19 protein-coding genes and 2 pseudogenes are annotated in these 24,100 nt (G+C 62.1%); 10 read left to right on the plus strand and 11 right to left on the minus strand.

Annotated features, from left to right (window positions below; genetic code table 11):
• Positions 1-540 precede the first annotated feature (540 nt).
• Positions 541-1,263, minus strand: a complete 723-nt coding sequence (locus ACIQAL_RS02930; protein WP_401142172.1) for a FadR/GntR family transcriptional regulator — start codon at positions 1,261-1,263, stop codon at positions 541-543.
• A 248-nt stretch (positions 1,264-1,511) separates the two neighbouring features.
• Positions 1,512-3,266 (minus strand): IlvD/Edd family dehydratase, encoded by a 1,755-nt coding sequence (locus ACIQAL_RS02935; RefSeq protein WP_341959350.1) that lies wholly within the window; start codon positions 3,264-3,266, stop codon positions 1,512-1,514.
• Between the two features lie 220 nt (positions 3,267-3,486).
• On the opposite strand from ACIQAL_RS02935, the gene ACIQAL_RS02940 reads away from it, so the two are divergent.
• The 9 genes from ACIQAL_RS02940 (at position 3,487) to ACIQAL_RS02980 (ending at position 12,300) form a co-directional block, all read left to right on the plus strand.
• Complete coding sequence (locus ACIQAL_RS02940) at positions 3,487-4,800, plus strand: MFS transporter (protein WP_401142175.1); 1,314 nt, start codon at positions 3,487-3,489, stop codon at positions 4,798-4,800.
• A gap of 12 nt (positions 4,801-4,812) precedes the next feature.
• Entirely contained in the window at positions 4,813-5,805 is a 993-nt protein-coding gene (araD1, locus tag ACIQAL_RS02945; protein ID WP_401142177.1) for an AraD1 family protein, read from the plus strand.
• A 73-nt stretch (positions 5,806-5,878) separates the two neighbouring features.
• Positions 5,879-7,459, plus strand: coding sequence for an aldehyde dehydrogenase (NADP(+)) (locus tag ACIQAL_RS02950; RefSeq protein WP_401142179.1), 1,581 nt, complete (start codon positions 5,879-5,881; stop codon positions 7,457-7,459).
• Positions 7,460-7,799: 340 nt separating this feature from the next.
• Positions 7,800-9,125: an MFS transporter gene (locus tag ACIQAL_RS02955; RefSeq protein ID WP_401142182.1), complete on the plus strand. Its 1,326-nt coding sequence runs from the start codon at positions 7,800-7,802 to the stop codon at positions 9,123-9,125.
• A gap of 230 nt (positions 9,126-9,355) precedes the next feature.
• A complete protein-coding gene (locus tag ACIQAL_RS02960) occupies positions 9,356-9,646 on the plus strand; it encodes a DUF5629 family protein (RefSeq protein WP_401142184.1) in 291 nt (96 codons plus the stop codon).
• Positions 9,647-9,902: 256 nt separating this feature from the next.
• On the plus strand, positions 9,903-11,069 hold the full coding sequence (locus tag ACIQAL_RS02965; RefSeq protein ID WP_401142187.1) for a lactonase family protein: 1,167 nt from the start codon (positions 9,903-9,905) through the stop codon (positions 11,067-11,069).
• Positions 11,070-11,258: 189 nt separating this feature from the next.
• Positions 11,259-11,441, plus strand: a complete 183-nt coding sequence (locus tag ACIQAL_RS02970; RefSeq protein WP_166593263.1) for a hypothetical protein — start codon at positions 11,259-11,261, stop codon at positions 11,439-11,441.
• Positions 11,442-11,881: 440 nt separating this feature from the next.
• Complete coding sequence (locus tag ACIQAL_RS02975) at positions 11,882-12,073, plus strand: hypothetical protein (RefSeq protein ID WP_401142190.1); 192 nt, start codon at positions 11,882-11,884, stop codon at positions 12,071-12,073.
• The gene (locus ACIQAL_RS02980) at positions 12,070-12,300 is read left to right on the plus strand and encodes a hypothetical protein (RefSeq protein WP_401142192.1); all 231 of its coding nucleotides are present in this window, start codon (positions 12,070-12,072) and stop codon (positions 12,298-12,300) included. Before ACIQAL_RS02975 ends, ACIQAL_RS02980 begins: the two co-directional genes overlap by 4 nt.
• A 271-nt stretch (positions 12,301-12,571) precedes the next feature.
• Here ACIQAL_RS02980 and ACIQAL_RS02985 read toward each other — a convergent pair whose 3' ends face one another.
• Together ACIQAL_RS02985 and ACIQAL_RS02990 are read right to left on the minus strand one after the other, a co-directional pair.
• Positions 12,572-13,186, minus strand: a complete 615-nt coding sequence (locus tag ACIQAL_RS02985; RefSeq protein ID WP_401142195.1) for a glutathione S-transferase — start codon at positions 13,184-13,186, stop codon at positions 12,572-12,574.
• Positions 13,186-14,709, minus strand: coding sequence for an SbcC/MukB-like Walker B domain-containing protein (locus ACIQAL_RS02990; RefSeq protein WP_401142400.1), 1,524 nt, complete (start codon positions 14,707-14,709; stop codon positions 13,186-13,188). The genes ACIQAL_RS02985 and ACIQAL_RS02990 overlap by 1 nt, the downstream gene beginning before the upstream one ends.
• Before the next feature lie 692 nt (positions 14,710-15,401).
• Here ACIQAL_RS02990 and ACIQAL_RS02995 point away from each other — a divergent pair.
• Positions 15,402-15,464, plus strand: a pseudogene (locus ACIQAL_RS02995) (hypothetical protein); the annotation flags it as partial.
• Positions 15,465-16,176: 712 nt separating this feature from the next.
• On the opposite strand, the pseudogene ACIQAL_RS03000 reads toward ACIQAL_RS02995, so the two are convergent.
• The 7 genes and pseudogenes from ACIQAL_RS03000 to ACIQAL_RS03030 all read right to left on the minus strand — a co-directional run.
• Positions 16,177-16,827: pseudogene (locus ACIQAL_RS03000) on the minus strand (AAA family ATPase); the annotation flags it as partial.
• A complete protein-coding gene (locus ACIQAL_RS03005; protein ID WP_341959316.1) occupies positions 16,824-18,080 on the minus strand; it encodes an exonuclease SbcCD subunit D C-terminal domain-containing protein in 1,257 nt (418 codons plus the stop codon). The pseudogene ACIQAL_RS03000 and the gene ACIQAL_RS03005, both read right to left, overlap by 4 nt.
• Before the next feature lie 111 nt (positions 18,081-18,191).
• Positions 18,192-19,877 carry a BatD family protein gene (locus ACIQAL_RS03010; protein WP_401142198.1) on the minus strand — a complete coding sequence of 562 codons (1,686 nt, stop codon included), beginning with the start codon at positions 19,875-19,877 and terminating at the stop codon, positions 18,192-18,194.
• Positions 19,874-21,592, minus strand: coding sequence for a VWA domain-containing protein (locus ACIQAL_RS03015; RefSeq protein WP_401142403.1), 1,719 nt, complete (start codon positions 21,590-21,592; stop codon positions 19,874-19,876). Before ACIQAL_RS03015 ends, ACIQAL_RS03010 begins: the two co-directional genes overlap by 4 nt.
• An 8-nt stretch (positions 21,593-21,600) precedes the next feature.
• Positions 21,601-22,668 (minus strand): vWA domain-containing protein, encoded by a 1,068-nt coding sequence (locus tag ACIQAL_RS03020; RefSeq protein ID WP_401142200.1) that lies wholly within the window; start codon positions 22,666-22,668, stop codon positions 21,601-21,603.
• Positions 22,661-23,155, minus strand: coding sequence for a DUF4381 domain-containing protein (locus ACIQAL_RS03025; RefSeq protein ID WP_166593252.1), 495 nt, complete (start codon positions 23,153-23,155; stop codon positions 22,661-22,663). The genes ACIQAL_RS03020 and ACIQAL_RS03025 overlap by 8 nt, the downstream gene beginning before the upstream one ends.
• On the minus strand, positions 23,152-24,096 hold the full coding sequence (locus ACIQAL_RS03030; protein WP_166593251.1) for a DUF58 domain-containing protein: 945 nt from the start codon (positions 24,094-24,096) through the stop codon (positions 23,152-23,154). Before ACIQAL_RS03030 ends, ACIQAL_RS03025 begins: the two co-directional genes overlap by 4 nt.
• Between the last annotated feature and the right edge of the window lie 4 nt (positions 24,097-24,100).

Here is a 24,100-nt window from a genome sequence, read left to right on the forward strand (position 1 = left end):
GATCGGCTGCGCAGCAGTCGTAAAACCTGGCGACTCGGAATTATCTAACCTACCGCCTACACAGGAGTTGCTGCCGCTTCGCGGCAGATCGTAGGCAAGCCAACTCCCACGCCTTTGGCAGAAGCGGATCGCGGCGCGGTTGAGGTTTTTGATTCTGGCCGTAGGCCGAAGGAGCTGGCTTGCCTGCGATCGGCTGCGCAGCAGTCGTAAAACCTGGCGACTCGGAATTATCTAACCTACCGCCTACACAGGAGTTGCTGCCGCTTCGCGGCAGATCGTAGGCTAGCCAACTCCTACGCCTTCGGCAGAAGCGGATCGCGGCGCGGTTGAGGTTTTTGATTCTGGCCGTAGGCCGTAGCAGCTGGCTTGCCTGCGATCGGCTGCGCAGCAGTCGTAAAACCTGGCGACTCGGAATTACCTGACCCACCGCGTGCACAGGAGTTGCTGCCGCTTCGCGGCAGATCGTAGGCAAGCCAACTCCCACGCCTTCGGCAGAAGCGGATCGCGGCGCGCCTACGTCTTCGGTACAAGCCGCCGGCCCTACAACTTCACCCCTTGCCCCAACACTACATTCAGCGCGTTGCGCGCATCGTCCAGTTGCACCAGTGTCGCGTGGTGGGCGCCGAGGGCGTCGCGGTTTTCGATGGCGGTGAGAATGGCCTTGTGTCGCGGCAACGCCAGTTCGTGCAGGTTCGGGCGCTTGTTGGAATGCTTCAACGCTTCACGCAACGCCAGCGACAGCATGTTGCACAGGTGCGCGAGCAGGTCGTTGTGGGTGGCGTCGGCGATGCGGCTGTGGAAATCCAGGTCGGGCTGCAACACCTCTTCGACGGTAGGCGCGCCGGCCATGCGTTCGTAGGCCTCGCTGATCCCGGCGACTTCATCCGGTGTGGCATGTTGTGCGGCAAGGGCGGCGGCGGCCGGTTCGATGATGCTGCGCACGCTGGTCAACAGGGCGAAGAATTCATTCTGCGGCGAGCTTTGCATCAGCCAATGGAGCACGTCCGGGTCGAGGATGTGCCACTCGCGACGAGGCTTGACTACCGTGCCGACGCGAGGCCGTGAATACACCAATCCCTTCGCCACCAACACCCGCGTTGCCTCCCGCAACACCGGCCGACTGACCGCGTATTCCTCACAGAGCAGGGCTTCGGCGGGGAGCTTGTCGTCAGGTTTGAAGCGGCCTGAAACGATCTGCATGCCGATGTCCTGGACAATGCGCGAATGCATGCTCTTGCGGTCGGAGGGCTTACGGTAATCCATGGGGCGCGGGGCAATCCTGAACGGTGAATGCCGCGCATCATAGCATTGGCGGGATCGGGAGGGCGCGGGTGCAGATGTCGGAGGGCTCACGGATACCGGTGATGTCACTGGCGAGCGCAATTCTGTAGGAGCGAATTCATTCGCGAGACGTGGGTACAGTCGATGAATTTCTATCGTCAGCCCCGACGTCTCGCGAATGAATCGCTCCTACAGGAGGCATCACCGGCAACCGCTACCGGTGACGCCTGTCAATGCGAATGCCGAGGCACTTCCGACCCACGCATCCCGACCAGGAAATCAAAATCACACCCCTGGTCAGCCTGCATCACATGGTCGATGTACAACTGGCGATAGCCACCGATCAGCTTGTTTTGCGGCGCTTGCCAGTCGGCGAGGCGGGCATCCAGTTCCTGTTGTGGAATGTCCAGATGCAGACGCCCGGTCGCGCAGTCCAGCTCGATGTAATCGCCTTCCTGCACCACCGCCAACGGCCCGCCCGCCGCTGCTTCCGGCGCCACGTGCAAGACCACCGTGCCGTAGGCTGTGCCGCTCATGCGCGCATCAGAAATCCGCACCATGTCGGTCACGCCCTGAGCCAACAGCTTGGCGGGCAGGCCCATGTTGCCGACCTCCGCCATGCCCGGATAACCCTTCGGCCCGCAGTTCTTCATCACCAGAATGCTGCTGGCATCGACGTCCAGCTCCGGGTCGTTGATCCGCGCCTTGTACATGTCGAAGTTCTCGAACACCACGGCGCGACCGCGATGCTTCATCAGTGCAGGCGTCGCGGCGGAAGGTTTGAGCACTGCGCCCAGCGGCGCAAGGTTGCCGCGCAGTACGCAGATGCCACCGTCAGCCACCAGCGGGTTGTCGATGGCGCGGATGACTTCGTCGTCGCCATAGATCGGCGAATTTTTCACGTTTTCCCACAGCGACTTGCCGTTCACGGTCAAGGCTTCAGGGTTGGGAATCAGGTTGTTCTCGCCCAGGCGGCGCAGTACCGCAGGCAGGCCGCCCGCGTAATAAAACTCTTCCATCAAGAAGCGCCCTGAAGGCTGCAAGTCCACCAGCGTCGGGGTGCCGCGACCTATGCGAGTCCAGTCGTCCAGTTCCAGATCGACGCCGATGCGCCCGGCGATGGCCTTGAGGTGAATCACTGCATTGGTCGAACCGCCAATCGCCGCGTTGACGCGAATGGCATTTTCGAACGCCTCGCGGGTGAGGATTTTCGACAGTCGCAGGTCTTCATTGACCATCTGCACCGCGCGCATGCCGGACATGTGGGCCAACACGTAACGCCGCGAATCCACTGCCGGAATCGCTGCGTTGTGCGGCAAGGACGTGCCCAGCGCTTCGGCCATGCAGGCCATGGTCGAGGCCGTGCCCATGGTGTTGCAGGTGCCCGCCGAGCGCGACATCCCGGCTTCGGCGGAGAGGAATTCGTCGAGGCTGATCTGGCCTGCCTTATAGGACTCGTGCATCTGCCAGACGATGGTCCCGGCGCCGATGTCCTTGCCCTTGTGCTTGCCGTTCAGCATCGGCCCGCCCGTGACGACGATGGCCGGCACGTCGCAACTGGCCGCGCCCATCAGCAACGCAGGGGTGGTTTTGTCGCAACCGGTCAACAGCACCACGCCGTCGATGGGGTTGCCGCGAATCGCCTCTTCCACATCCATGCTCGCCAGGTTGCGCGTGAGCATGGCGGTGGGGCGCAGGTTCGATTCGCCGTTGGAGAAGACCGGGAATTCAACGGGGAAACCACCGGCCTCGATCACGCCACGTTTGACGTGTTCGGCGATGGTGCGGAAGTGCGCGTTGCACGGGGTGAGTTCAGACCAGGTGTTGCAGATGCCAATGATCGGCTTGCCCTGAAACTGGTGGTCGGCGATGCCCTGGTTCTTCATCCAGCTGCGGTACATGAAGCCGTTCTTGTCAGCGGTCCCGAACCATTGGGCCGAACGCAGGACAGGTTTCTTGTGGGTATTGGAAGGGGAATCAGACATAAATCAGCACTCTTATTGTAAGACTTAAAACGTCACGTGCTGATTAAAATAGGCCTAAAAAGCCCTGAGTGGAAGTCTTGTCACTTTAAATAGTATTACTATATAGTCGTTTCCCATCGAGAGACGACCCTGCCCGCCGCGTACTCAACCACCTGGCACACACGAAGGCAGAGGCGATCTCCGACGCTTCCATAACAAAAACAACGTGGAGACCGCTTACATGAGCCAGGAACTCAGGCTTATTCGTCGCATCACCCTGAAACTCATCCCGTTTCTGATCCTCCTGTACCTGATCGCGTATGTAGACCGTTCCGCCGTGGGCTTCGCCAAGCTGCACATGGGCGCGGACGTCGGCATCGGCGATGCGGCTTATGGCCTCGGTGCGGGCCTGTTCTTCATCGGCTACTTCCTCCTGGAAATCCCCAGCAACCTGATGCTCGAACGCTTCGGCGCGCGGCGCTGGTTTGCGCGGATCATGGTCACGTGGGGCGCGATCACCATGGGCATGGCCTTCGTACAGGGCCCGACCAGTTTCTACGTGATGCGTTTCCTGCTCGGCGCGGCGGAGGCGGGCTTCTTTCCTGGCGTGCTGTACTACATCACCCAGTGGTTCCCGGTGCGCCATCGCGGCAAAATCCTTGGCCTGTTCATCCTTTCGCAACCCATCGCCATGATGATCACCGGCCCGATTTCCGGCGGCCTGCTGGGCATGGAAGGCGTCGGCGGTCTGCACGGCTGGCAATGGCTGTTCCTGTGCATTGGCGCGCCTGCGATCCTGCTGACCTGGCCGGTATTGCGCTGGCTGCCGGACGGCCCGAAAGACGTGAAATGGATGGACCCGGTCGAGAAGGAATGGCTGACCGGCGAGTTGAAAAAAGACCTCGAAGAATACGGACAGACCCGTCACGGCAACCCGTTGCACGCCCTCAAGGACAAACGCGTCCTGCTGCTGGCGCTGTTCTACTTGCCGGTGACCCTGAGCATTTACGGCCTTGGCCTGTGGCTGCCGACGCTGATCAAACAGTTCGGTGGCAGCGACCTGGTCACCGGGTTCGTGTCGGCCGTGCCTTACATCTTCGGCATCATCGGCTTGCTGATCATCCCGCGCAGCTCCGACCGTTTGAACGACCGCTACGGCCATCTGGCCTTCCTTTATGTGATCGGTGCGATCGGGCTGTTCTTCAGCGCCTTCCTCAGCGTGCCGGTGCTGCAACTGGCGGCGCTGTGCCTGGTGGCGTTCTCGCTGTTTTCCTGCACCGCGATTTTCTGGACCTTGCCGGGCCGCTTCTTCGCCGGTGCCAGCGCGGCAGCCGGTATCGCGTTGATCAACTCGGTGGGCAACCTCGGCGGCTACATCGGGCCGTTCGTCATTGGCTGGCTGAAAGAACTGACCGGCAATCTGGCCAGCGGCCTGTACTTCCTCTCGGGCGTGATGGTCTTCGGATTGATTCTGACCGGCATCGTGTACCGCGTGCTGGAACGCAAACACGTGCTGCCGGAATCCAAATTCGCGGCCAGCGCCCGTTCACGCTAAAAGGAGAAACTCATGCATTTGGTTCAATTCGAACTGGGTAACGGCCAGCGTCGCGTCGGTCTGGTGGACGGCGCGCTGGTGCGGGAAGTGCAGGGCGCGACCAGTACCCGCGACCTGGCGCTGGCAGCCATCGACAAGAAAATCTCTCTCGCCGAACAGGTCGACAGCCACGGCCTGGGTGATAGCCACGATTATTCGCAGCTGCGCGCCGACCTTCGCATCCTGCCGCCACTCGATCACCCGGACCCTGCCCATCTGCTGGTCAGCGGCACCGGCCTGACGCATCTGGGCAGCGCTTCGGCTCGCGACAAGATGCACCAGCACGGCAACGACGAATCTGCGATGACCGACACCATGCGCATCTTCAAATGGGGCATCGAAGGCGGCAAACCCGCAGTCGGTGAAGCGGGCGTGCAACCGGAATGGTTCTACAAGGGCGACGGCAGCATCGTCATCCGTCCGGGCGAAGCCTTCCCGCAGCCACCGTTTTCCGAAGACGCGGGCGAAGAGCCTGAGCTGAGCGGCCTGTACGTGATCGGCAACGATGGCAAGCCGTACCGACTGGGTTTTGCCATCGGCAACGAGTTCTCCGACCACGTCATGGAACGCAAGAATTACCTGTACCTGGCCCACTCGAAACTGCGTGCCTGCTCGTTCGGCCCTGAGTTGCGCGTCGGCGATTTGCCGCAAAACCTGGCGGGCACCAGCCGCATCCTGCGCGACGGCAAGGTGCTGTGGGAGAAGGAATTCCTGAGCGGCGAGGCCAACATGTGTCACAGCCTGGAAAACCTCGAATACCACCACTTCAAATACCGCCAGTTCCTGCGGCCTGGCGACGTGCACGTGCACTTTTTCGGCACCGCGACCCTGTCGTTTGCCGACGGCATCAAGACCCAGCCGGGCGACCATTTCGAGATCAGCCAACGGGAGTTCGGCGCGCCGTTGGTCAACGGAATCGCCGCGACCGAGGCGGTGTTTCAGCCGGGTGGCATCACTCAGCTCTGATCACACTGATCGTTCCCACGCTCCGCGTGGGAATGCCTCTCCGGACGCTCCGCATCCCTGAAGGAGTCTCAACATGCCTCACATCCTCGGCCACAATTTCATCAACGGCACTCGCAGCGCCGCAGGCACGGTCATCGTCTACAGCGTCGACGCCAGCACCGGCGAAACGCTGCCTCACGATTTCTATCAGGCCACGGTTGAAGAGGTCGATGCCGCTGCCAACGCCGCCGCCTCTGCCTACCCGGCGTATCGTTCGCTGAGCGCCGAAAAACGCGCGCACTTCCTCGACGCCATCGCCGATGAAATCGACGCGCTGGACGACGACTTCATCGCTACCGTTTGCCGCGAAACCGCGTTGCCGCCCGCCCGCATTCAAGGCGAACGCGGACGTGTAACGGGCCAGATGCGCCTGTTCGCCAAGGTCCTGCGTCGCGGCGATTTCTACGGCGCACGGATCGACCTGCCGCTGCCAGAACGCAAACCGGCGCCTCGTCCGGACCTTCGTCAATACCGCATCGGCCTTGGCCCGGTCGCCGTATTCGGCGCCAGCAACTTCCCCCTGGCGTTCTCCACCGCAGGCGGCGACACCGCGTCGGCACTGGCCGCCGGTTGCCCGGTGGTGTTCAAGGCTCACAGCGGCCACATGGCCACCGCCGAACTCGTCGCCGAGGCCATCCTGCGCGCCGCCGACAAAACCGCCATGCCCAAAGGTGTGTTCAACATGATCTACGGCGGGGGCGTGGGCGAGTGGCTGGTCAAGCACCCGGCGATTCAGGCTGTCGGCTTCACCGGCTCGCTCAAGGGCGGTCGTGCGCTGTGCGACATGGCGGCTGCGCGTCCGCAACCGATTCCGGTGTTCGCTGAAATGTCGAGCATCAACCCGGTGATCATCCTCCCTCAAGCGCTGGGCCTGCGCAGCGAACGCATCGCCTCGGAACTGGCGGCGTCCATCGTTCAGGGCTGCGGGCAGTTCTGCACCAACCCCGGCCTGATCATCGGCCTGCGCTCTCCGGCTTTTACTGAATTTCAGAAACGCCTGGCCGCACAGATTAACGATCAGCCGCCGCAGACCATGCTCAACACCGGCACGCTGGGCAGCTACAGCCGGGGCCTGAAAGCCTTGCGCGCCCACGCGGGCATCACGCACCTGGCAGGCAGCGAGCAAAAGGGCGACCAGGCCCATCCGCAGCTGTTCAAGGCCGACGTCCGCCTGTTGCTCGAAGGCGACGCGCTGCTGCAAGAAGAAGTCTTCGGCCCGACATCGATTGTGGTGGAAGTGGCCGATCAAGCGCAGCTCAACGGCGCCTTGCGCGGGCTTCACGGCCAACTCACCGCGACGCTGCTGGTCGATGGTGACGACATGCAGCGCTTCAGTGAACTCACTGCGTTGCTGGAGCAGAAAGTCGGCCGGATTCTCATCAACGGCTACCCGACCGGCGTGGAAGTGGTGGATTCGATGGTGCACGGCGGCCCGTACCCCGCCACCTCGGATGCCCGCGGCACCTCGGTCGGCACCCTCGCCATCGACCGTTATTTGCGCCCGGTGTGTTTCCAGAACTACCCCGACAGCGCCTTGCCCGACGCCCTGAAAAACGCCAACCCGCTGGGGATTCAGCGGTTGGTGGATGGAGTGAGTACCACCGCTGCCATTTAGCGTGGCTTGAACCTGTGGGAGCGAATTCATTCGCGAAGGTGGGTCGGGCAACGGAGATGTATTGCCAGTACCGCTTTCGCTAATGAATTCGCTCCTACAGTGAGGCGGTGTACGCAGCACGATTGTTTGAGCTGCAAGCGAGCAGTCGCCTCCGATTTTGCTGGTTGCATGCTGAACCAGTGGGAGCGAATTCATTCGCGAAGGTGGGTCAGGCAACGGGATGTATTGCCAGTACCGGCTGTTCGCGAATGAATTCGCTTGCACAGGATCGTGCCCACCCTGACAGACCGTTCGGCTCGACAATCCCGACACCCCCATAAAAACAAACGAGGTGCGCCCCATGACCGCCAACGCCATCCCGCTGGAACAGCTCGACACCGACGCGCTGGAAGACAGCATTTACCGCAAGGTCAGCTGGCGCATCGTGCCGCTGTTTATCTGCTGCTTCCTGTTTGCCTACCTGGACCGCGTCAACATCAGCTTCGCCAAGCTGCAGATGGCCAGCGATCTGGGCTTCAGCGAAACCGTCTATGGCTTGGGCGCGAGCCTGTTCTTCGTCGGCTATTTCCTGTTCGAAGTGCCTAGCAACGTGCTCTTGCACAAGATCGGCGCGCGCATCTGGATCGCCCGGATCATGGTGTCGTGGGGGATCGCCTCTGCCTGCATGATGTTCGTGCAGACCGAATTCTGGTTCTACACCCTGCGGTTTCTGATTGGCGTGATGGAAGCGGGCTTCGTCCCCGGCGTGCTGTATTTCTTCACCCAGTGGTATCCCGGCACACGTCGGGCGCGGGTCAATTCCTACTTCAAAAGCTCCATTTGCCTGTGCGGCATCGTCGGCGGTCCGATTGCCGGGTTGATCCTCGGCCACTTCGACGGCGTCATGGGCCTGGCCGGCTGGCGCTGGCTGTTTTTGCTGGAAGGCATTCCTTCGGTGATCCTCGGCGGCGTGGTGTTCTGGCTGGTCAAGGACCGTATCGAAGACGCCCCGTGGCTCAGCGCTCAGGAGAAGCAAATCGTCCTGTCACGCATGGCCAGCGAGCCCAAGCCCGCCGGGGCGCAGAAGGTCAAAGACATCTGGAAACACCCGACCACGTACGTGATGTCGGGGATCTACCTGTGCCTGGTCATGGCCCTGACCGGCCTGCTGTTCTGGATGCCGCAACTGATCAAGAGCGCGGGTGTGCTGGACACGATGGACATCGGCCTGCTGACGGTCATCCCCTACGTAGGCGCGGTCATCGGCAACCTGCTGATCGGCGCCAGTTCCGACCGTCACCGCGAGCGCCGCTGGCACATGGCGGGGTGCGCCACGTTGACGGCACTGGGCTATCTGGTCTGCGCGCTGTTCCCCGGTCAACTCACGCCGCTGATGATCGGCATGACCCTGATCATGACCGGCATCATCGCCTGGATGCCGATCTTCTGGACCATCCCGCCGCGCTTCCTGAGTGGCATCGCCGCTGCGGCGGGGATCGCCCTGATCAACTCGCTCGGTCAGTTGGGCGGTGTCATCGCGCCGTTCATGGTCGGTCGGATCAAAGACCTCACCGGCACTGCAACCCCGGCGCTGTTCGCGTTGTTTGCCGTGAGCGTATTGGCGATTGCGTTGATCGTCTGGGGCATTCCGGCGCGGTATTACGCCAAGGATGCGCAGCAGGAGTGATTGAGCTGCAAGCGAGCAGTCGCCTCGATTGTGCTGGCTGCATGCTGAACCTGTGGGAGCGAATTCATTCGCGAAGGTGGATCAGGCAACAGAGATGCATCGCCTGTACCGGCCTCATCGCGAATGAATTCGCTCCCACAGGGAAGTGGCGCAACCCCTGATCCCTGATTCGCCCACCCTGACGCCTTTTGACCTATCATTCGCGCTTTCATCCGAAGCGAACCCTTGCCATGACCACCACACCCCAAACCCTGCGCGCCGCCCTGCAATCGGCCCTGACGTCCCACGGCATGCTGGAGGTCGACGGCCTGCACGCCTTTGAATTCACCCTGGATGAAATGCTGCAGATCGAAAGCATGGACGGCCGCGAGCGCAAGGTCTGGCGTTTCTCACTGGCTCAGGTCGACTCCGCCGAATTCGACGCCGCCCTGCAAAGCTGGGTGATCAACGACGGCAACGCCGACCATCGCATTCTGGTGCTTGAGGCGTTCGCGGCCGGCGATGATGAAGAAGACGAGTAACGCCTGACGCTACGGACACCTGTGGGAGCGAATTCATTCGCGAGAGGCCGGAACAGGCGGTACATATCTGTTGCCTGAGCGTTTTTTCGTCGGAATGCCACCCAGAATGAATTCGCTCCCACAGTAGGTCCGCATTCTTCCTGTCAGTTGTGTTCAAGTTGCCGGGCCCTGAGCAACTCCCGCCACTCAACCGCTGTCATAGACCTGATTCTCGCGTAAACCACGCGCCAATAATGCCAACAAGAGATCAGCCCACATGACACCCAGAATCCTGCCCTGGCTGGCCCTCGCCAGCAGCCTCACTGTCTTCACCGTTCAGGCCAAACCCATGACCGATTACGACGTGCTGGTGGGCGCTTACACCGCCGGCGCGAGTGAAGGCATCTACCGTTATGGCTTCAATACCCAGACTGGCCAACTCGACGCCAAGCCTCGGCAGGTCATCAAGAGCGAAAACCCCTCATGGCTGACCCTGTCCAAAGACCAGCGCCACCTGTTCGCCGTCAACGAAAACGGCCCCGGCCAGACCGACGTGGTTGGCAAGGTCAGCAGTTTCGCCATTGACCCCAAAACTCATGCCGTCTCGTTCATCAACCAGATCGACAGCAAGAGCGACGAGCCGACCCATTCGAACCTCAGCGCCGATGGCCGTTTCCTGTTCGTCGCCAACTACGCCGTGCACCCTGATCCCGGCGGCTCGCTGGCCGTAGTTCCGGTCGGCAAGGATGGCAAGTTGTCTCCCGTGGTGCAGACCGCCACCCACGAAGCCAGCAAGGTCAACCCTGAGCGCCAGGCCTCGTCCCACGTCCACTCGGCCGTGCCCACGCCTGATGGCAAATACCTGATCGCCATGGACCTGGGCGCCGACAAGATCTTCGTCTTCAACTACGACGGCAAACAGTCCCAGCCTCTCAAACCCGCGAAAACCTCGTCTGTTGACCTGCCACCGGGCAGCGGCCCGCGCCATCTGTTGTTCAGCAAGGACGGCAAACACGCGTGGCTGACCATGGAAATGAGCGGTCAGGTCGCGGTATTCGACTACCACGACGGCGCCTTTAAACGTACGCAACTGGTCGACCTTGCCAAGCAGGACGGCCAGCAATACCGCGCCGCCGGTGGCCTGCACACCTCGCCGGACGGCAAATTCCTCTACGTTGCCAACCGCGGCGACATCAACGAACTGCTGGTCTTCAGCATTAACGCCGGTAATGGTCAGCTCAAGGAAATCCAGCGCCGTTCTGTGGAAGGCAAGGAACCCCGTGAATTCGCCTTCGACCCCAGCGGCCGCTTCCTGCTGATCGCCAACCAGAAAAGCAACCAGATCGTCACCGTCCGCGTCGACCCGAAAACCGGCGTTCTGGGCGATACCGTGCAGAAAGTCGACTTCGATTCCCCCTCCGATTTCCGCTTTCTCACGCATTGACCTCGCGCAAGTGACACCTTGACGCACCCTCCAGCCCTTTGAAATCAAGGGCTGGAGCCATCTATTAATTGAATTGATAAGGGCTAGTGGCAGAAAAGATTTTTTCTGAAAGCTCCTCGGGCGTAACTTTCATTCCACGGCCAAGACGGTCAAGACTTGAAACGAAACATCAACACCGAGGTACACATCATGAACTTCAATCTCTTCTCCATCATCGCCGCGTCCGCCATCTCCGCCACCGTTGCATTGCCAGCCAGTGCCAGTGCCGAAGTGACAGAGAAAAAAATCAGTTCGACCCAGAGCTACACCCCGAAATACCTGCAACAAAGCGCCAACTTCTACGCAGCTCTGGATCATAAGACCCAGCAATGAATAGAACTCTCGACGTAAATCCATTCCCCGTTAATGAAGAAAATATTCAATGCCGGGGAATGGATTTGTAAGAAACACCGCTGTACCGCTTCACATTGCTCGACATTGAAAGAACGCTTTCGCGAGCAACTTCGCCGTTAACAGGTTGATGCGACCCACTGACCACTGCGTGTCAGGCCATGCATTAAATGCCGGCGAGCTTGCTCGCGAAAGCGTTGAATTCCCTCCCTTGGTCCCCGTCTGCTGAATAAGCGATGGGGATTTTTTTATGCCGGATTTTAACCCCGCGCTCCTACACCGCACGTCGAAAACTATCACGCTGATTAAATCGCTAAATCATTAACCCGCCTGATCTTTTGAATCGCTGTACATCGTTTTTCATTAATAACAACTCCGGGCATTCTGGCCGCCTGAAAAGAGACATCCCGGAGCTTACTGTCATGGCCACTGCCATTCTTCATTCACTTAAACAAGGCGCTTATACCGCCATCGCGCTGTATGTAGTTTTCATCGCAGTGGTCACAATCGTCAGCCTGAACCCTCAATTGAACACGCCCTCTGCAGCGTCTGCGCAATCGTCTGCCGTTGCACTTGAGCGTGCGACAGATCAGGCGAAGGGGCGTGCGTCGTGAGAGGCGCGAATTTCTGGGTGATCGTGTTTTTTGCCGTGATCAACAACGGTTGCTCGCTGCTGGGATTCGGCGACGGGTCAGTGGGCGGCGTGGCGCGGAGCATCGAGTTCAAGACCGAAGTCGCGCAGGACATCGAAATGCTTCGGTCGCAGAAGCTCAACGCAGGCAACCCGCCGCCGAAGCATGGCGAGCTGTTTTCGACGATTTTTGAGTGGTTGGTGGTGTAGGCATTCACACCGATCGGCTTCTACCGACGGCGTGAGAGTTGGCTTGCCTACGATCGGCTGCGTAGCAGTCGTGAAACCTGACGGCTTGGAACGCCTGACCCACCGCATGTGCAGGTTTTGCTGGCGCTGCGCGCCAGATCGTAGGCAAGCCAACTCCCACGGCCCCTAGCCAGAATCAAAAGCTGGAGCCCCGCTGCACTCTGCTTCTGCCAACGGTGTGGGAGCGCCACCCCGGCACTCCCACGGCCTCCGGCCAGAACCGGGAATGGCGTTACGGCAGCGCAGTGTGTTTTGCCATCGCGTTCACAAACAACGCCGATTCCAGAAACCGCTTCAGCCACCCCTGCAACTTCGGATAATGACTTTGCCAGAACCACTCTGGATCGACGTAGCAAAACTGCCGCACGAACGGTGCCAGGGCGGTGTCGGCCAAGGTCAAATGGTCGGCGACCAAAAAGTCCCGCTCCGCTAACAACTCCTCAAGCCTCTCCAGAAACACCTCCCCCCGAGCGCGGTATTCGGCCTGAGTGAACTCGGGATAACGCACGGCGTATTTGTAGCGATCCAGATCAGTCTTGAACGAGCCGTCGTTTTCCGCGATCAACTCAGCGATCTGTCGCTGCGCCTCGGGATCGGACGCCATCGACCAATCGTCCGGGTCGTTCTGCGCCAGCGCCCAGCGCATGATGTCCAGGCTTTGTTCCAGCACCTGATCGTCCAGCACCAGAACCGGTACGGTGCCTTTCGGCGAGCGTTCGAGCATTTCCGGCGGTTTGGCCTTGAGGCTGACTTCCACGGTTTCGACCGATACGCCGGCATACGCCACGGCCATGCGCGCTCGCATGGCGTAGGGGCAGCGGCGGAAGGAGTAGAGCAGGGCGGCCATCAGGTGACCTCAATAGTGCTGAGGCCGTTGCCCTGACGACGCACTTGGATCTGCACTGGAATCCGTTCGTGCATTTCCTGCACGTGGGAAATCACCCCGACCTTACGGCCTTGGGCCTGCAAGCCATCCAGCGCATCCATCGCCAATTGCAGCGATTCAGGGTCCAGGCTGCCGAAGCCTTCGTCGATGAACAGCGACTCGATCTTCAACGTGCTCGACGCCATAGACGCCAATCCAAGGGCCAACGCCAGCGAGACGAGGAACGTCTCGCCCCCTGACAACGAATGCACCGAGCGCAGTTCGTCGCCCATTTCCGTGTCCATCACCAGCAGGCCGAGCATGCTGCCGCCGCGCTTGAGGCGGTAGCGACGCACCAGTTGCTTGAGCTGGGCGTTGGCGTGATGGACCAGCAAATCGAGGTTGTAGGCCTGGGCGATCTTGCGGAATTTGTCGCCCTCCGCCGAGCCGATCAGCGTCGCCAGACGGCCCCAGCGCAGGTATTCGTCGTGGGCTGACTTAATACGTGCTTGCAACTCGCTGTTGGCAGTGCGGCGACGTTCGTCTTCGCTGATCTGCGCACGAAGGTCGGCGCACAGTTGGTCATGGGTGGCCGTTTGGGCCTGCGCTTCGGCCAGTGCCGTCGCCAGTTGTTCGGCATCGCTGATGTCGCTGTGCTGCGCCTGATGTTGCTGCCACTGCGCCTCGCGTTCCTGCACCAGCACCTTGCTCTGTTCCAGCGCTTTCTCGCTCTGTTGCAAGCGTTGGCGCAACTGGCTGACCGCCTCGTCGCTCAGGCCCAGCAGGGTGTCGAGCGCCGCATCGTCCAGTTCCGTGTGCTGATTGCGCCACTCGCCGATCTGACGCGCCAGATCCGTCACTTCCTGCTCCAGCGTCTGCAAGCGTTGCTGCTCGCTGTCCCGTTCGGCGGTCAGTTTGATCGACTCGGCACGGGCCTGCTGCAGGGCGTCTGTGGTGGTCGCCTGGGTCTGGCGCGCCTGTTCGACGGTCTGTTCCAGATGCTGTTGCCATGCTTCAGCACTGGCCTGTTCGCCAAGGATTTCCTGCAAACGTTGCTGGACGGCCTGCTGTTGCTGCTGGCTGGCGTCGAGCCGTTGTTGCAGCTGTTGATGCTGTTGCAGGCGGCCCTGCTGGGCGAACTGTTCACGCTCGATTTTCTGCGTGCGCTCACTGTGTTCCTGCTGCTCGTCCTTTTGCTGGTCGAGTTGCTGGACGCGCGAGGCGATGTCGTTGTCCAGCTGGATAAACGATTCGGTCGCAGATTCACGCCACAGCGGCAGGCTCTCGGCAGGCAGCAGCGGTTCGAACTCCTGCAACGCCGTTTCGAAGGTCTGGTTGTCGAGCGAGATATTCCGTTGTTGATCGTCCAGCAGTTTCATCGCCTGCTGACTGGCGTCCCGCGCTTCCTGAACTTGATGTTGAAGGGATTCGGCGTCGCGCTGCACTTTCAGCAAACGGGTCTGGCGCTGCTCGGCGGCGAGGATGTCCTGCGCCAATTGGTGCATTCGCTCGCTCAGCCAGTCGCTGCGCTGGGCCTCGGGTTGCTCCAGCAGACGCGGATGCAGCGGGTGGGCTTCCAGCTCGGGTGCCAGTTTCTGAAGCTGTTCGCCGAGCTGATCCAGTTGAGGTTTGGACTGCTTGAGCTGGTTGTTCAGCTCCAGCACTTCGGCGCGCAGTTCGGCCAGGGTTTCGCTGAGCTGGCTCACCTTCAGGCGCGCCGCCGCTTCTTCGCCGTCGTCATGGCCGGACAGCGCTTGCAGCAAGGCATCGGACTGGTGATACGGGTGATCTTCGCTGCCGCACACCGGGCAGGGCTGCTGATCGACCAGTTGATCGCGCAGTTGCTCGACGCTGGCGCTACGGGCCAGGCGCTGCCGTTGCAGCAACTCGACCGTGACGTTCAAGGCCTGTTGCGCGGCTTCGTGCTCGCCCTTGAGTTGCAGGCCTTTGGCGATGCTTTGCGCGCGGCGTTCGGTGGCGTGTTGCTGTTGGGTCTGCACGTCTTGCAGACGGCTGGCGATGTCCTGATGCCGCTGCCACAGGCGTTCCAATGAATCGCTGGCGCTGTGCTGCTGGCGATTGTCTTGCAACAGTTGCCCAAGGCGTTCGATCTCTTGGCTCACCGCGTCGGCCTTGACCTCGGCGTCGTCGTACAGCGCCTGCAACGCACTTCGCCGCGCGCTCAACGCTTGTTCGGCGCGGGTCGAAGCCTGTTCCAACGCGGGCAACTCTTCGCGGCCTTTGTTCAGGCGGGAACTGACCAGCACGAGCTGTTGCAGTCGCGGGCGATAGGCCGCCCACGACTGGCTCAGCGCATCCAGCACCGCGCTGTTTTGCAGCTGTTCGGCGAAGGATTGCAAACGGGCTTCAACCTGACGCTGCTGCTCGATCCATTGATCCAGCGCCGCCTGACCTTCGTTGCTGGCCAGTTGAGCGGTCTGCGCCTGTTCGCTCACCTGCTGCAACTCGGTGTTCAGGTGATTGAGCTGCACCTGTTGCTGGAAGGCTTCGTTCAGTGAAGGCCTGGCGTTTTGTTGGGCGTCCTGTGCCTGTTGCAGGGCTGCGTGTGCGGTGGTCAGTTGCGCGTCGAGGGCCGTCAGCATCGCTTGCGTTTGATCCAACTTTTCGGTCTGCGCCTGAATGCGCGCCGCCAGCGGGGCCAGTTGATCGTCGAGCTTTTTACGCTGAGCGAACAGGTGCCGCTGAGGTGTTAGTCGCTCCAGTTGGCCCGATTGCAGGCGCTCGCTGGCTTGTTGATCCCAGGTCTGTTGCGCGCTGGCCAGTTGTTCATTGGCCGCCAGATGACTGTCGCGCAGGCGATTCAATTCGGCGAACCACTGCTGCTTGAGTTCCAGCTGACGCAGTTGCGCCTGACCCAACTTCAGCTGTTGCTGCGCGTCGGTGAAACGCTGTTCCAACTCGGCGCGCGGCTCGGGTTCAAGGGGCGTCAGGTTCCCGGCCTGGGCGTTGAGGGTTTTCAGCGCCTCTTCGGCCTCTTTGCTTTTGACGTAGGCGCGACGGCCCAACTGGCTGTAGATCGCCGTGTCGGTGAGTTTTTCCAGCAGCTCGCTGCGCTCTTTGTCGTCGGCTTTGAGGAAGGCGCTGAACTCGCTTTGCGCCAGCATCACGGCGCGGGTGAACTGTTCGAAATTCAGGCCGAGCCGCGCTTCGAGCAGGGTTTTGTATTCGGTCTTGTTTTGGGTGCTGAGGATCTGTTCGCTGTCCAGATCGGTCAGGGTCTGGCGGCTGTTTTGCAGCTTTTTGGTGGCGTTGTCGCGGGCGCGGTTGGTCTCCCAGCGGGCGCGATAGCGGCGTTTGTCGATGCCGACGAAATCCACCTCGGCATAGCCACTGCCCGTGCCGCGACGCAGCAGGTTGCGCGGATCGGCGGTGCTAATGTCGCCGTCGATCTCGGGCACCCGTGACTGGCCGATGTTGTTCAGCCGGGGAATGGCGCCGAACAGCGCCAGGCACAGCGCATCCAGCAGCGTGCTTTTGCCCGCGCCCGTGGGGCCGGTGATCGCGAACAGACCGGCGCTGGCCAGCGGTTCAGCGGTGAAATCCAGCTCGAACGGACCGGCAAGCGAGGCCAGGTTTTTCAGGCGAATGGCGAGGATTTTCATGGCTGTTCGCCCTCCGGTTGTCCGTCTGCCAGTTGCACGTCCTGAAGCAGGGTGGCGAAGTCCTGCAACGTTTGTTCATCGACCTCGCTGCCGTAGCTGTCGCGCCATGCACGGCTGAATAATTCTTGCGGGCTGAGCTGGTCCAGTTCGATCAGGTCGCGGTCGTCTTCGTCGTCCCGCGCACCTTTGCCTGCGTATTCGGCGGCGATGCGCACCAGGCGCACGGCCTTGTTTTCCAGCGCCGATTCGATCTGGTTGCGCAGGTCCGGTTGGGGTTCGTCCAGCTTCACCCGCACTTCGAGCCACGGTTGACGATCAACGTCGGCCAGCAGGTCGATGTCCGGCAGGTCCTTGAGTTGCAGCAGCAGGTCCGCCAGCGGCGCCGGGCCGACCCGTTGCAGGTTGACGGCGCGGGGAATCAGCAGCGGCGTGACGCTGGCGAGTTTTCCCGCTTCGCAATCGACTTCGAGGATCTGATGCTGATAACCGATTTCCGAAAACGACAGAGGAATCGGCGAGCCGCTGTAGCGAATGCGCGTTTCGCCGTTGACCTTTTGCGGCTTGTGCAGATGGCCGAGGGCGACATAGGTGATGGTCTCGCCGAACAGGCTGGCGGGCAGGGCTTCGGCGTTGCCGATGATCAGGCTGCGTTCGGAGTCTTCCGAGACCGAGCCGCCGGCCATGTGCGCGTGGCTGATGGCGATCAGGGCCTGGCCTTTCTTGCGTTTCTGGTTGGCGGCGGCGATGAGCATTTCGTGCACCTGACCGATGCCGCGCAAGTAGTTGTCGCCCAACGCGGGGCCGGTGACTTCGGCGGGTCGCAGGAACGGCAACGCCAGGCACCAGCCGAGAACCTTGCCCTTGGCGTTGGTCAGCGGCAACAACAGGCGGTCGACGTCGAGCACGCCGTCGTCCAGCCACAGCACACGCCCCAATGCATGGGTGCGCAGACGGCGCATCAGCGGGCCGGGCAGTTCGATGCGCGAGCCGGAGTCATGGTTGCCCGCGATCATCACGATGGTCAGTTGCGGGTTCTGGTCGTGGGCGCTGACGATGAAATCGTAGAGCTGTTCCTGGGCTTTGACCGACGGGTTGACGGTGTCGAAGATGTCGCCCGCGATCAGCAGCGCATCAGGTTTGCGCTCGGCCAGACGGGCCAGCAGCCAGGTCAGAAAACACTGGTGTTCGAAGTCCCGCTCCTGGCCGTGGAGGTTCTGGCCCAAGTGCCAGTCGGAGGTGTGGAACAGACGCATGGGGTTACCTTGATTCGAATTAGTTGTATGCCGCAGAAGCCGGTTTCGCCGCTCCCACAGGAGGTCGTGCATACCCGGCAATCGCGCGATGCATCAGGTGCGCGATGGCATTCATTTCGGATACAACGGCGGCAGGCTGTCTGCGCCGTTCGGGTCAATCGGTTTTTCAATGGCGGGCAGTGCTTTCACGGCCTTCCACAAATCTTCACCCAGCCACAGTTTGCCGGTCTCGCTGTACAGCGCGCCGTTCAGACCGTCCAGTGCATCGGACAAAGGTACGAAGCGCGCTGCCATGTCAGCGAGGGTTTCCGGTTGCTGACGCGCCCAGGCATCCAGCGCCTGACGGGTGGCGTGGGGATCGTTGGCCAGGCTGGCGCGTTTCAGGTCATCGAGCACGGTGCGCGGGCTTGGCCCGGTCTGCGCGGCGCGGGTCAACGCCGGTTGCCACCGGCCGCGCCACCACAGGCCGAAGCCCAACAGCGTGGTGAAACTGAGGATTACGGTACTCAGCTGCCATGGCCACACGGGCGGGCCGATCACGGTCACCCCCGTGGTATCGCTCACCGGCGTGTCCACCGACAATGCCGGGTTAGTGCTGACCTGCAACGTGCGGGCGGGCAGGGCGCTGTGCTCAAGATGATCTTCCAGCGTGTTCCACCACACCACGTCTACCGCCGGAATCTCGATGGCCCCCGGACGGTTCGGCACCAGCGCTTCACGTTCTTCACGGCTGCCCACCAACCCGCGCTCGTTGACCTGATTGTTCAGCTGCGGTTGGTCGGGATAGCGCCGCAAGGCGCTCACATCGGTGGCGGGCAGCGGCGGCAATTGCGCGCTCGACAGCCCCTCAGCCTTGATAACCAACGTGCGGGTCAGCGAATCGCCAATCTGCGTGTGCGCTGGATCAGGGCTCCAGTTCTCGCTCAGGCTAATGCTGCGAGCGGGCAGCCACGGCGTGTTGGCGGGGTAATTCGCAGGTTGCGGTTTCACCTTCAGGGGCAGCGGGGCAGACGTCACGCGCATCAGCTTGCCCGGCTTCGGGCTGGTGGCAACGGCAGGCTGGCTGGTCGCGGCGGCGGTGCTGACTTCCGGAATGTCCTGCACCATGGTTGCGCTGAACTCTTGCGCGGGGATGGTCAGGTCGCCGCTTTGCTGGGGGTACAACGCATAGCGCATTTCGATCACGCCATGACGAATGCCGTTGATCTGCTTTTCATAGGTGCGGGTGTCGCCCAGTTTTTCGATCCGTGCATCCGGCACTTGCAGCGGAGAAAGGCTGCTGTCGTCGAACAGCGACACCGAATGGTAGATGCGCACCGTCAGCACGGCCTGGGCCTGCACATAGACGGTGTCTTGATCGAGGCTCGCTTCCATGAACACCGGCGCAAGCTTCTGCTCCTGAGCTTGCGCGGACGGCTCGACCTCGACCACCTGCAAGGCAATCGGCTGACTGATCAGTTCGCCCAGTTGCAGCGGCGGAATTTCGATCGAACCGCTGTGGCGCGGCATCAACGTGATCAGCCAGCGGGTGGTGGCGTGGACGTTGCCTTCGAGGGTCGTCAGGCTGTTGAGCTGGCGGGTGTCGCGCACGTCGAAGTCGGTTTGCAATGCGGTCATGTCAGGTTTGCCGAAGAGCGTGGCGTCGTCGGACTCCAGCGTCAGTTCGACGGTTTCCCCGGTGTTCACACGCGTGCGATCAACGCTGGCCTGCAACGTCGCAGCGGGCGTGTCGGCCTGCGTCACCAGGGCGAACAGGCACAGCAGCCACGCGATTAACACAGTGTGCACACGACTCATCGAGCTTTTTCCTGATGCTGCTGTTGTTCGTACCAGAATTTACGTCGCAGCAGTTCACCGGGTTCGTCCGGGATCTGCCGCAACCACTGTTCGAGTGCCTGACGCTGTTCGCCGTTGATCGGGCCATCGGCGGGACGGCTGGGCGCGTGGGCCGGTTCATCGTCGTCCGGGGACGGCGCGTTGTTGTCGCTGGCGCCGGACATCGATTGCGCGTTGCTGTTCTGGCTGTCCTCGTCCCCCGGTGTGGAGGATTGCGGGTTCGACGGTTGCTGTTCAGGGCTGCCGGTCTGGGGCTTATCGGCGTTGTCTTCGCCCTCGGTCTTGCCTTCGCTGGCGTCTTCAGCGGCCGCTTGCTTGTTCTGCTCCTGCATCTCTTGGATCAGCGCCTTGTTCGCGGCGGCGGCCGGGAAATCGGGCTGGCGCTCCAGCGCCTGTTCGTAGGCGTCGAGGGCCGCATCCAGTTCGCCGCTCTTGGCCAGCGCATTACCGCGATTGTAGTGGTCGGCAGCGGTGTTGCCCTGGGCGAAACGCTGAGCGGCACCGGTGTAATCACCGGCCTCATAGAGCGCGATGCCCTGCCACTGAATGTCTTCGAAGCGCTGCGCGGCTTCGGCGGGGCGATGGCGCTGAAGCAGGTGCTGGCCCTGCTGGTCGGGGCGCTGGAACAGGTCTTTGACGTCGAACGCGTAGCTGTGTTGCGGCATGAGCATCAGCAGCGGCAGGCACAGGACCCAACCGCGACGCCCGGCGCAGGCCGCGAGCAGCAACAACGGTAGCAACAGCCAGTAACCCTGATCGGCCCAGCTGTCGAGCTGCACGGTCTGGCCCTGGCTGCGCAGGTCATGGGGCGCGTCCAGCAGGCCCAGTTCGTGCAAATCGTCATCGGTCAGGCGCAGCGAGGTGAAATGGCCGCCCAGTTCGTCGGCGAAATCCTTGAGGCTGGCGCTGTCCAGTCGTGGCACCAGAATGCCGCCCTGGGCGTCCTTGAGGAAGCCGCCTTTCTCTTGCGCCACCGGCGCGCCTTCAGCGGTGCCGACACCGAGCAGCAGGAGCTGCGGCGCGTGCCCGGTCATGGCCTGACGAATCCCCATTCGCTCACCGTCGTTCAGCGACGAACCGATCCAGAGCAGACGCCCGACGCCCAGGTCGCCTTGCTTCAGCAGGTCAAGCGCCTTGCTCACTGCCAGATCGGCGCGCTGACCGCTCTCGGGCATGATCGACGGCTTGAGGGCGTCCAGCAGGTTTTTGCTGGTGCCGAGGTCGTCGGACAGCGGCACCAAGGTGTGGGCGCTTCCGGCGTAGACGATGATCGCGGTTTGCGAATCGCCACGGGCTTGCAGCAAGTCGAGCAGCTTGCGCCGGGCCTGTTCGAGGCGCGTGGGTGGGCTGTCGGCGGCGAGCATTTCCGGGGTCAGCTCCAGCAACACCACCAGCGGGTCCACCGGTTTCTGGCTGGTCTGTTCGACCCGCTGCCAACTGGGCCCGAGCAGGGCGAGCAAGGCCAGCAGCCAACCGACGCTCAACGCGATCCACGGCAGCTTGCTTTCTCGACCACTGCCGCCGCGAAGCAGCGTGGCGTGGAAGGCGCTCGGCAAGATCATTTGCCAGCGGCCGACGCGTTTCTGCCGATTCCACAGGCGCCAAATCAGCCAGCCGAGCAACGGCAGCAGCAACAGCCACCACGGGCGCAACCAATGGGGCCAGACGGCGAGCAACGACGTGATCATCGGCGCCTCCGCAAACGCTTGAAGCGCTGGCGCCATTGTGGCCCTTGGTTCAGACCGGGCTGGCGGGCCAGAAAGCGGTACAGCGGGTTTTGCGGCCAGCGTTCGTGAATCACCAGCAGCACACTCAACACCAGCGCGAACGCCAGCGGCCAGTGATACAGGGCGTGGGCAGGACGAGCCTGGGTCGGTTGCTGCGTCACGGGTTCAAGGGTGTCGAGGGCCTTGCCGATCTTTTCCAGTTGGGCGCCGTCACGGGCACGGAAATACTGGCCACCGGTGATGTCGGCGATTTCCCGCAGGGCGGGTTCGTCGAGGTCCAGGCTCGGGTTCAGGCCGAGAATGCTGGTGGCGCCTTTGTCCGGGTCAGCGCCGATGCCGATGGGGTAGATCTTTACGCCCTCGCCTGCGGCCAGTCGCGCTGCCGTGGCGGGATCGATCTGACCGGCGTTGTTGGCGCCGTCGGTGACCAGAATGAGCACCCGACTCTGGGCCGGGCGCAATCGCAGGCGTTTCAACGCCAGGCCAATAGCATCGCCGATGGCGGTGTTCTTGCCCGCGATGCCGATGCGCGCTTCATCCAGCCAGACGCGCACAGTCTTGCGGTCGAAGGTCAGCGGCGCCTGCATGTAGGCCTGACTGCCGAAGAGGATCAACCCGACGCGGTCGCCCTTGCGGTGTTCGAGGAAGTCGCCCAGCAGCTGTTTGACCAGTGTCAGGCGGCTCACTTCATCGCTCTGCCAGACCATGTCCGGGTAATCCATCGAGCCGGAGACGTCCACCGCCACCAGCAGATCGCGGCCACTGGCGGCGACCGGCAACGGTTCGCCCAGCCACTGCGGGCGCGCTGCGGCCAACAACAGCAACAGCCAGAGCAGCACGAACGGCAATTGCCGCCGCCAGCCGGGCAAATGAGCGCGTGCGCGACGGCCGGCCAGGCCTTCCAGCTCACTGAGAAAACTCACCTTGAGCGCTGCTTCGCCGCTGTCCGCCACCGGCAGCACGAAGCGCAGCACCCACGGCAGCGGCAGCAGGGCGAAGACCCAGGGCCAGGCCAGTTCAAACATGTTTGCGAATCCAGGTGTCGACCGACTGGGTCAGGCCGTTGATCGCCTTGTCGTCGAGCTTGCATTCGGGCTTGTAGGCGCCTTCCACCAGAATCATCCAGCGGGTAAGACCGGCGGCCGGGCAGCGGTTGTCGAGAAACGCCAGCCATTTGCGGCCATTGAGCGTGTGGCTCTGGCTGTAGGGGTAATCGTTGCGGCACAGGCGTTTGAGCAGGCCGTTGATCTGCTGCAGCCAGGCGCCAGCGGGCGCGCCGTCATAGGGTTTGGGCATCTGCGCCAGTTCGATGAGCGCAGCCTGACGACGCGGGTCCAGCGGTTGTTCGGCGGCTTCGCCGGGGGCTCGTTTGGGCAGGAAGACCCGCGCCCGCCACAGGCCGTAACCCAGCGCAGGCAACAGGGCCAGTACGATCCACCAGCCGGGGGCGGGCGGCCAGGCGCTGACCGGCGCGGGCAGGATCATCGGTTGCAGCTGGTCCAGCAGGCTCATTTCTGTTTCACCGGCTGGTTGGCGTTCAGGTAGTCGCGCAGTTGGTCGACCATCCCCTGCTGTGTGCTCAGCGGAATCATCAGCACCCGCAGCTTTTGCGCCAGCAGTTCCCAGCGCGCCTGCCGGGCTTCGCCCTGAGCGCGGTAGGTCTGGCGCAGGTCGGGGTTGAGCGTGTCGAGCTCCAGTTGCGCCCCGCGATCGGCGAAACGCAGCAGTCCCGCCGCTGGCAGCGCGTGGTCCAGCGGGTCGGAGAGGGGGAGCAGCAGAAGGTCGCAATGGCGTGACAGCAGCGACAGTTGTTGTTCGGCGGATTCGGAAAGGGCCCGTTCGTCACACAGGATGAACACCAGACTGCCCGGCCGCAGCACTTCCCGGGCCCTGCGCAGCGCCACGCCGAAGGTGTCGCGGTCGGCGACGGCTTCCGCGTGCAAGGACTGATTGACCCGCACCAGCCGGTTGAGCAGTTGCAGCAGACTCTGTTTGCTGCGTCGCGGCTTGATTTCGTAGTGCTCGTTGTCGCCGAACACCAGCCCGCCGACCCGGTCGTTATGACCCAGTGCGGCCCAGCCGATCAACGCCGCCGCCTGCGCCGCCAGCACTGATTTGAACATCAGGCCGGAGCCGAAAAACAGCCGACGGCTTTGCTCGACCATGATGAAAATTGGCCGCTCGCGTTCTTCATGAAACAGCTTGGTGTGCGGTTCCTGGGTCCGCGCCGTGACCCGCCAATCGATGGTGCGTACGTCGTCTCCCGCCTGATAGACCCGCACCTGATCGAAGTCCACGCCGCGCCCGCGCAACTTTGAGTGGTGCAGGCCAATCAAAGGGCTGCGTCGACCGGGGGATGAAAACAGCTGCACTTCCCGCACGCGATGACGCATCTCGATCAGCTCGGCAAGGCTGATACGGATGCCCGGTTGGGAAATCAGATAGGGCTGCATGGGG

The sequence above is a fragment of the Pseudomonas sp. NPDC088368 genome, assembly GCF_044753445.1.
Lineage (GTDB): Bacteria > Pseudomonadota > Gammaproteobacteria > Pseudomonadales > Pseudomonadaceae > Aquipseudomonas > Aquipseudomonas bambusae.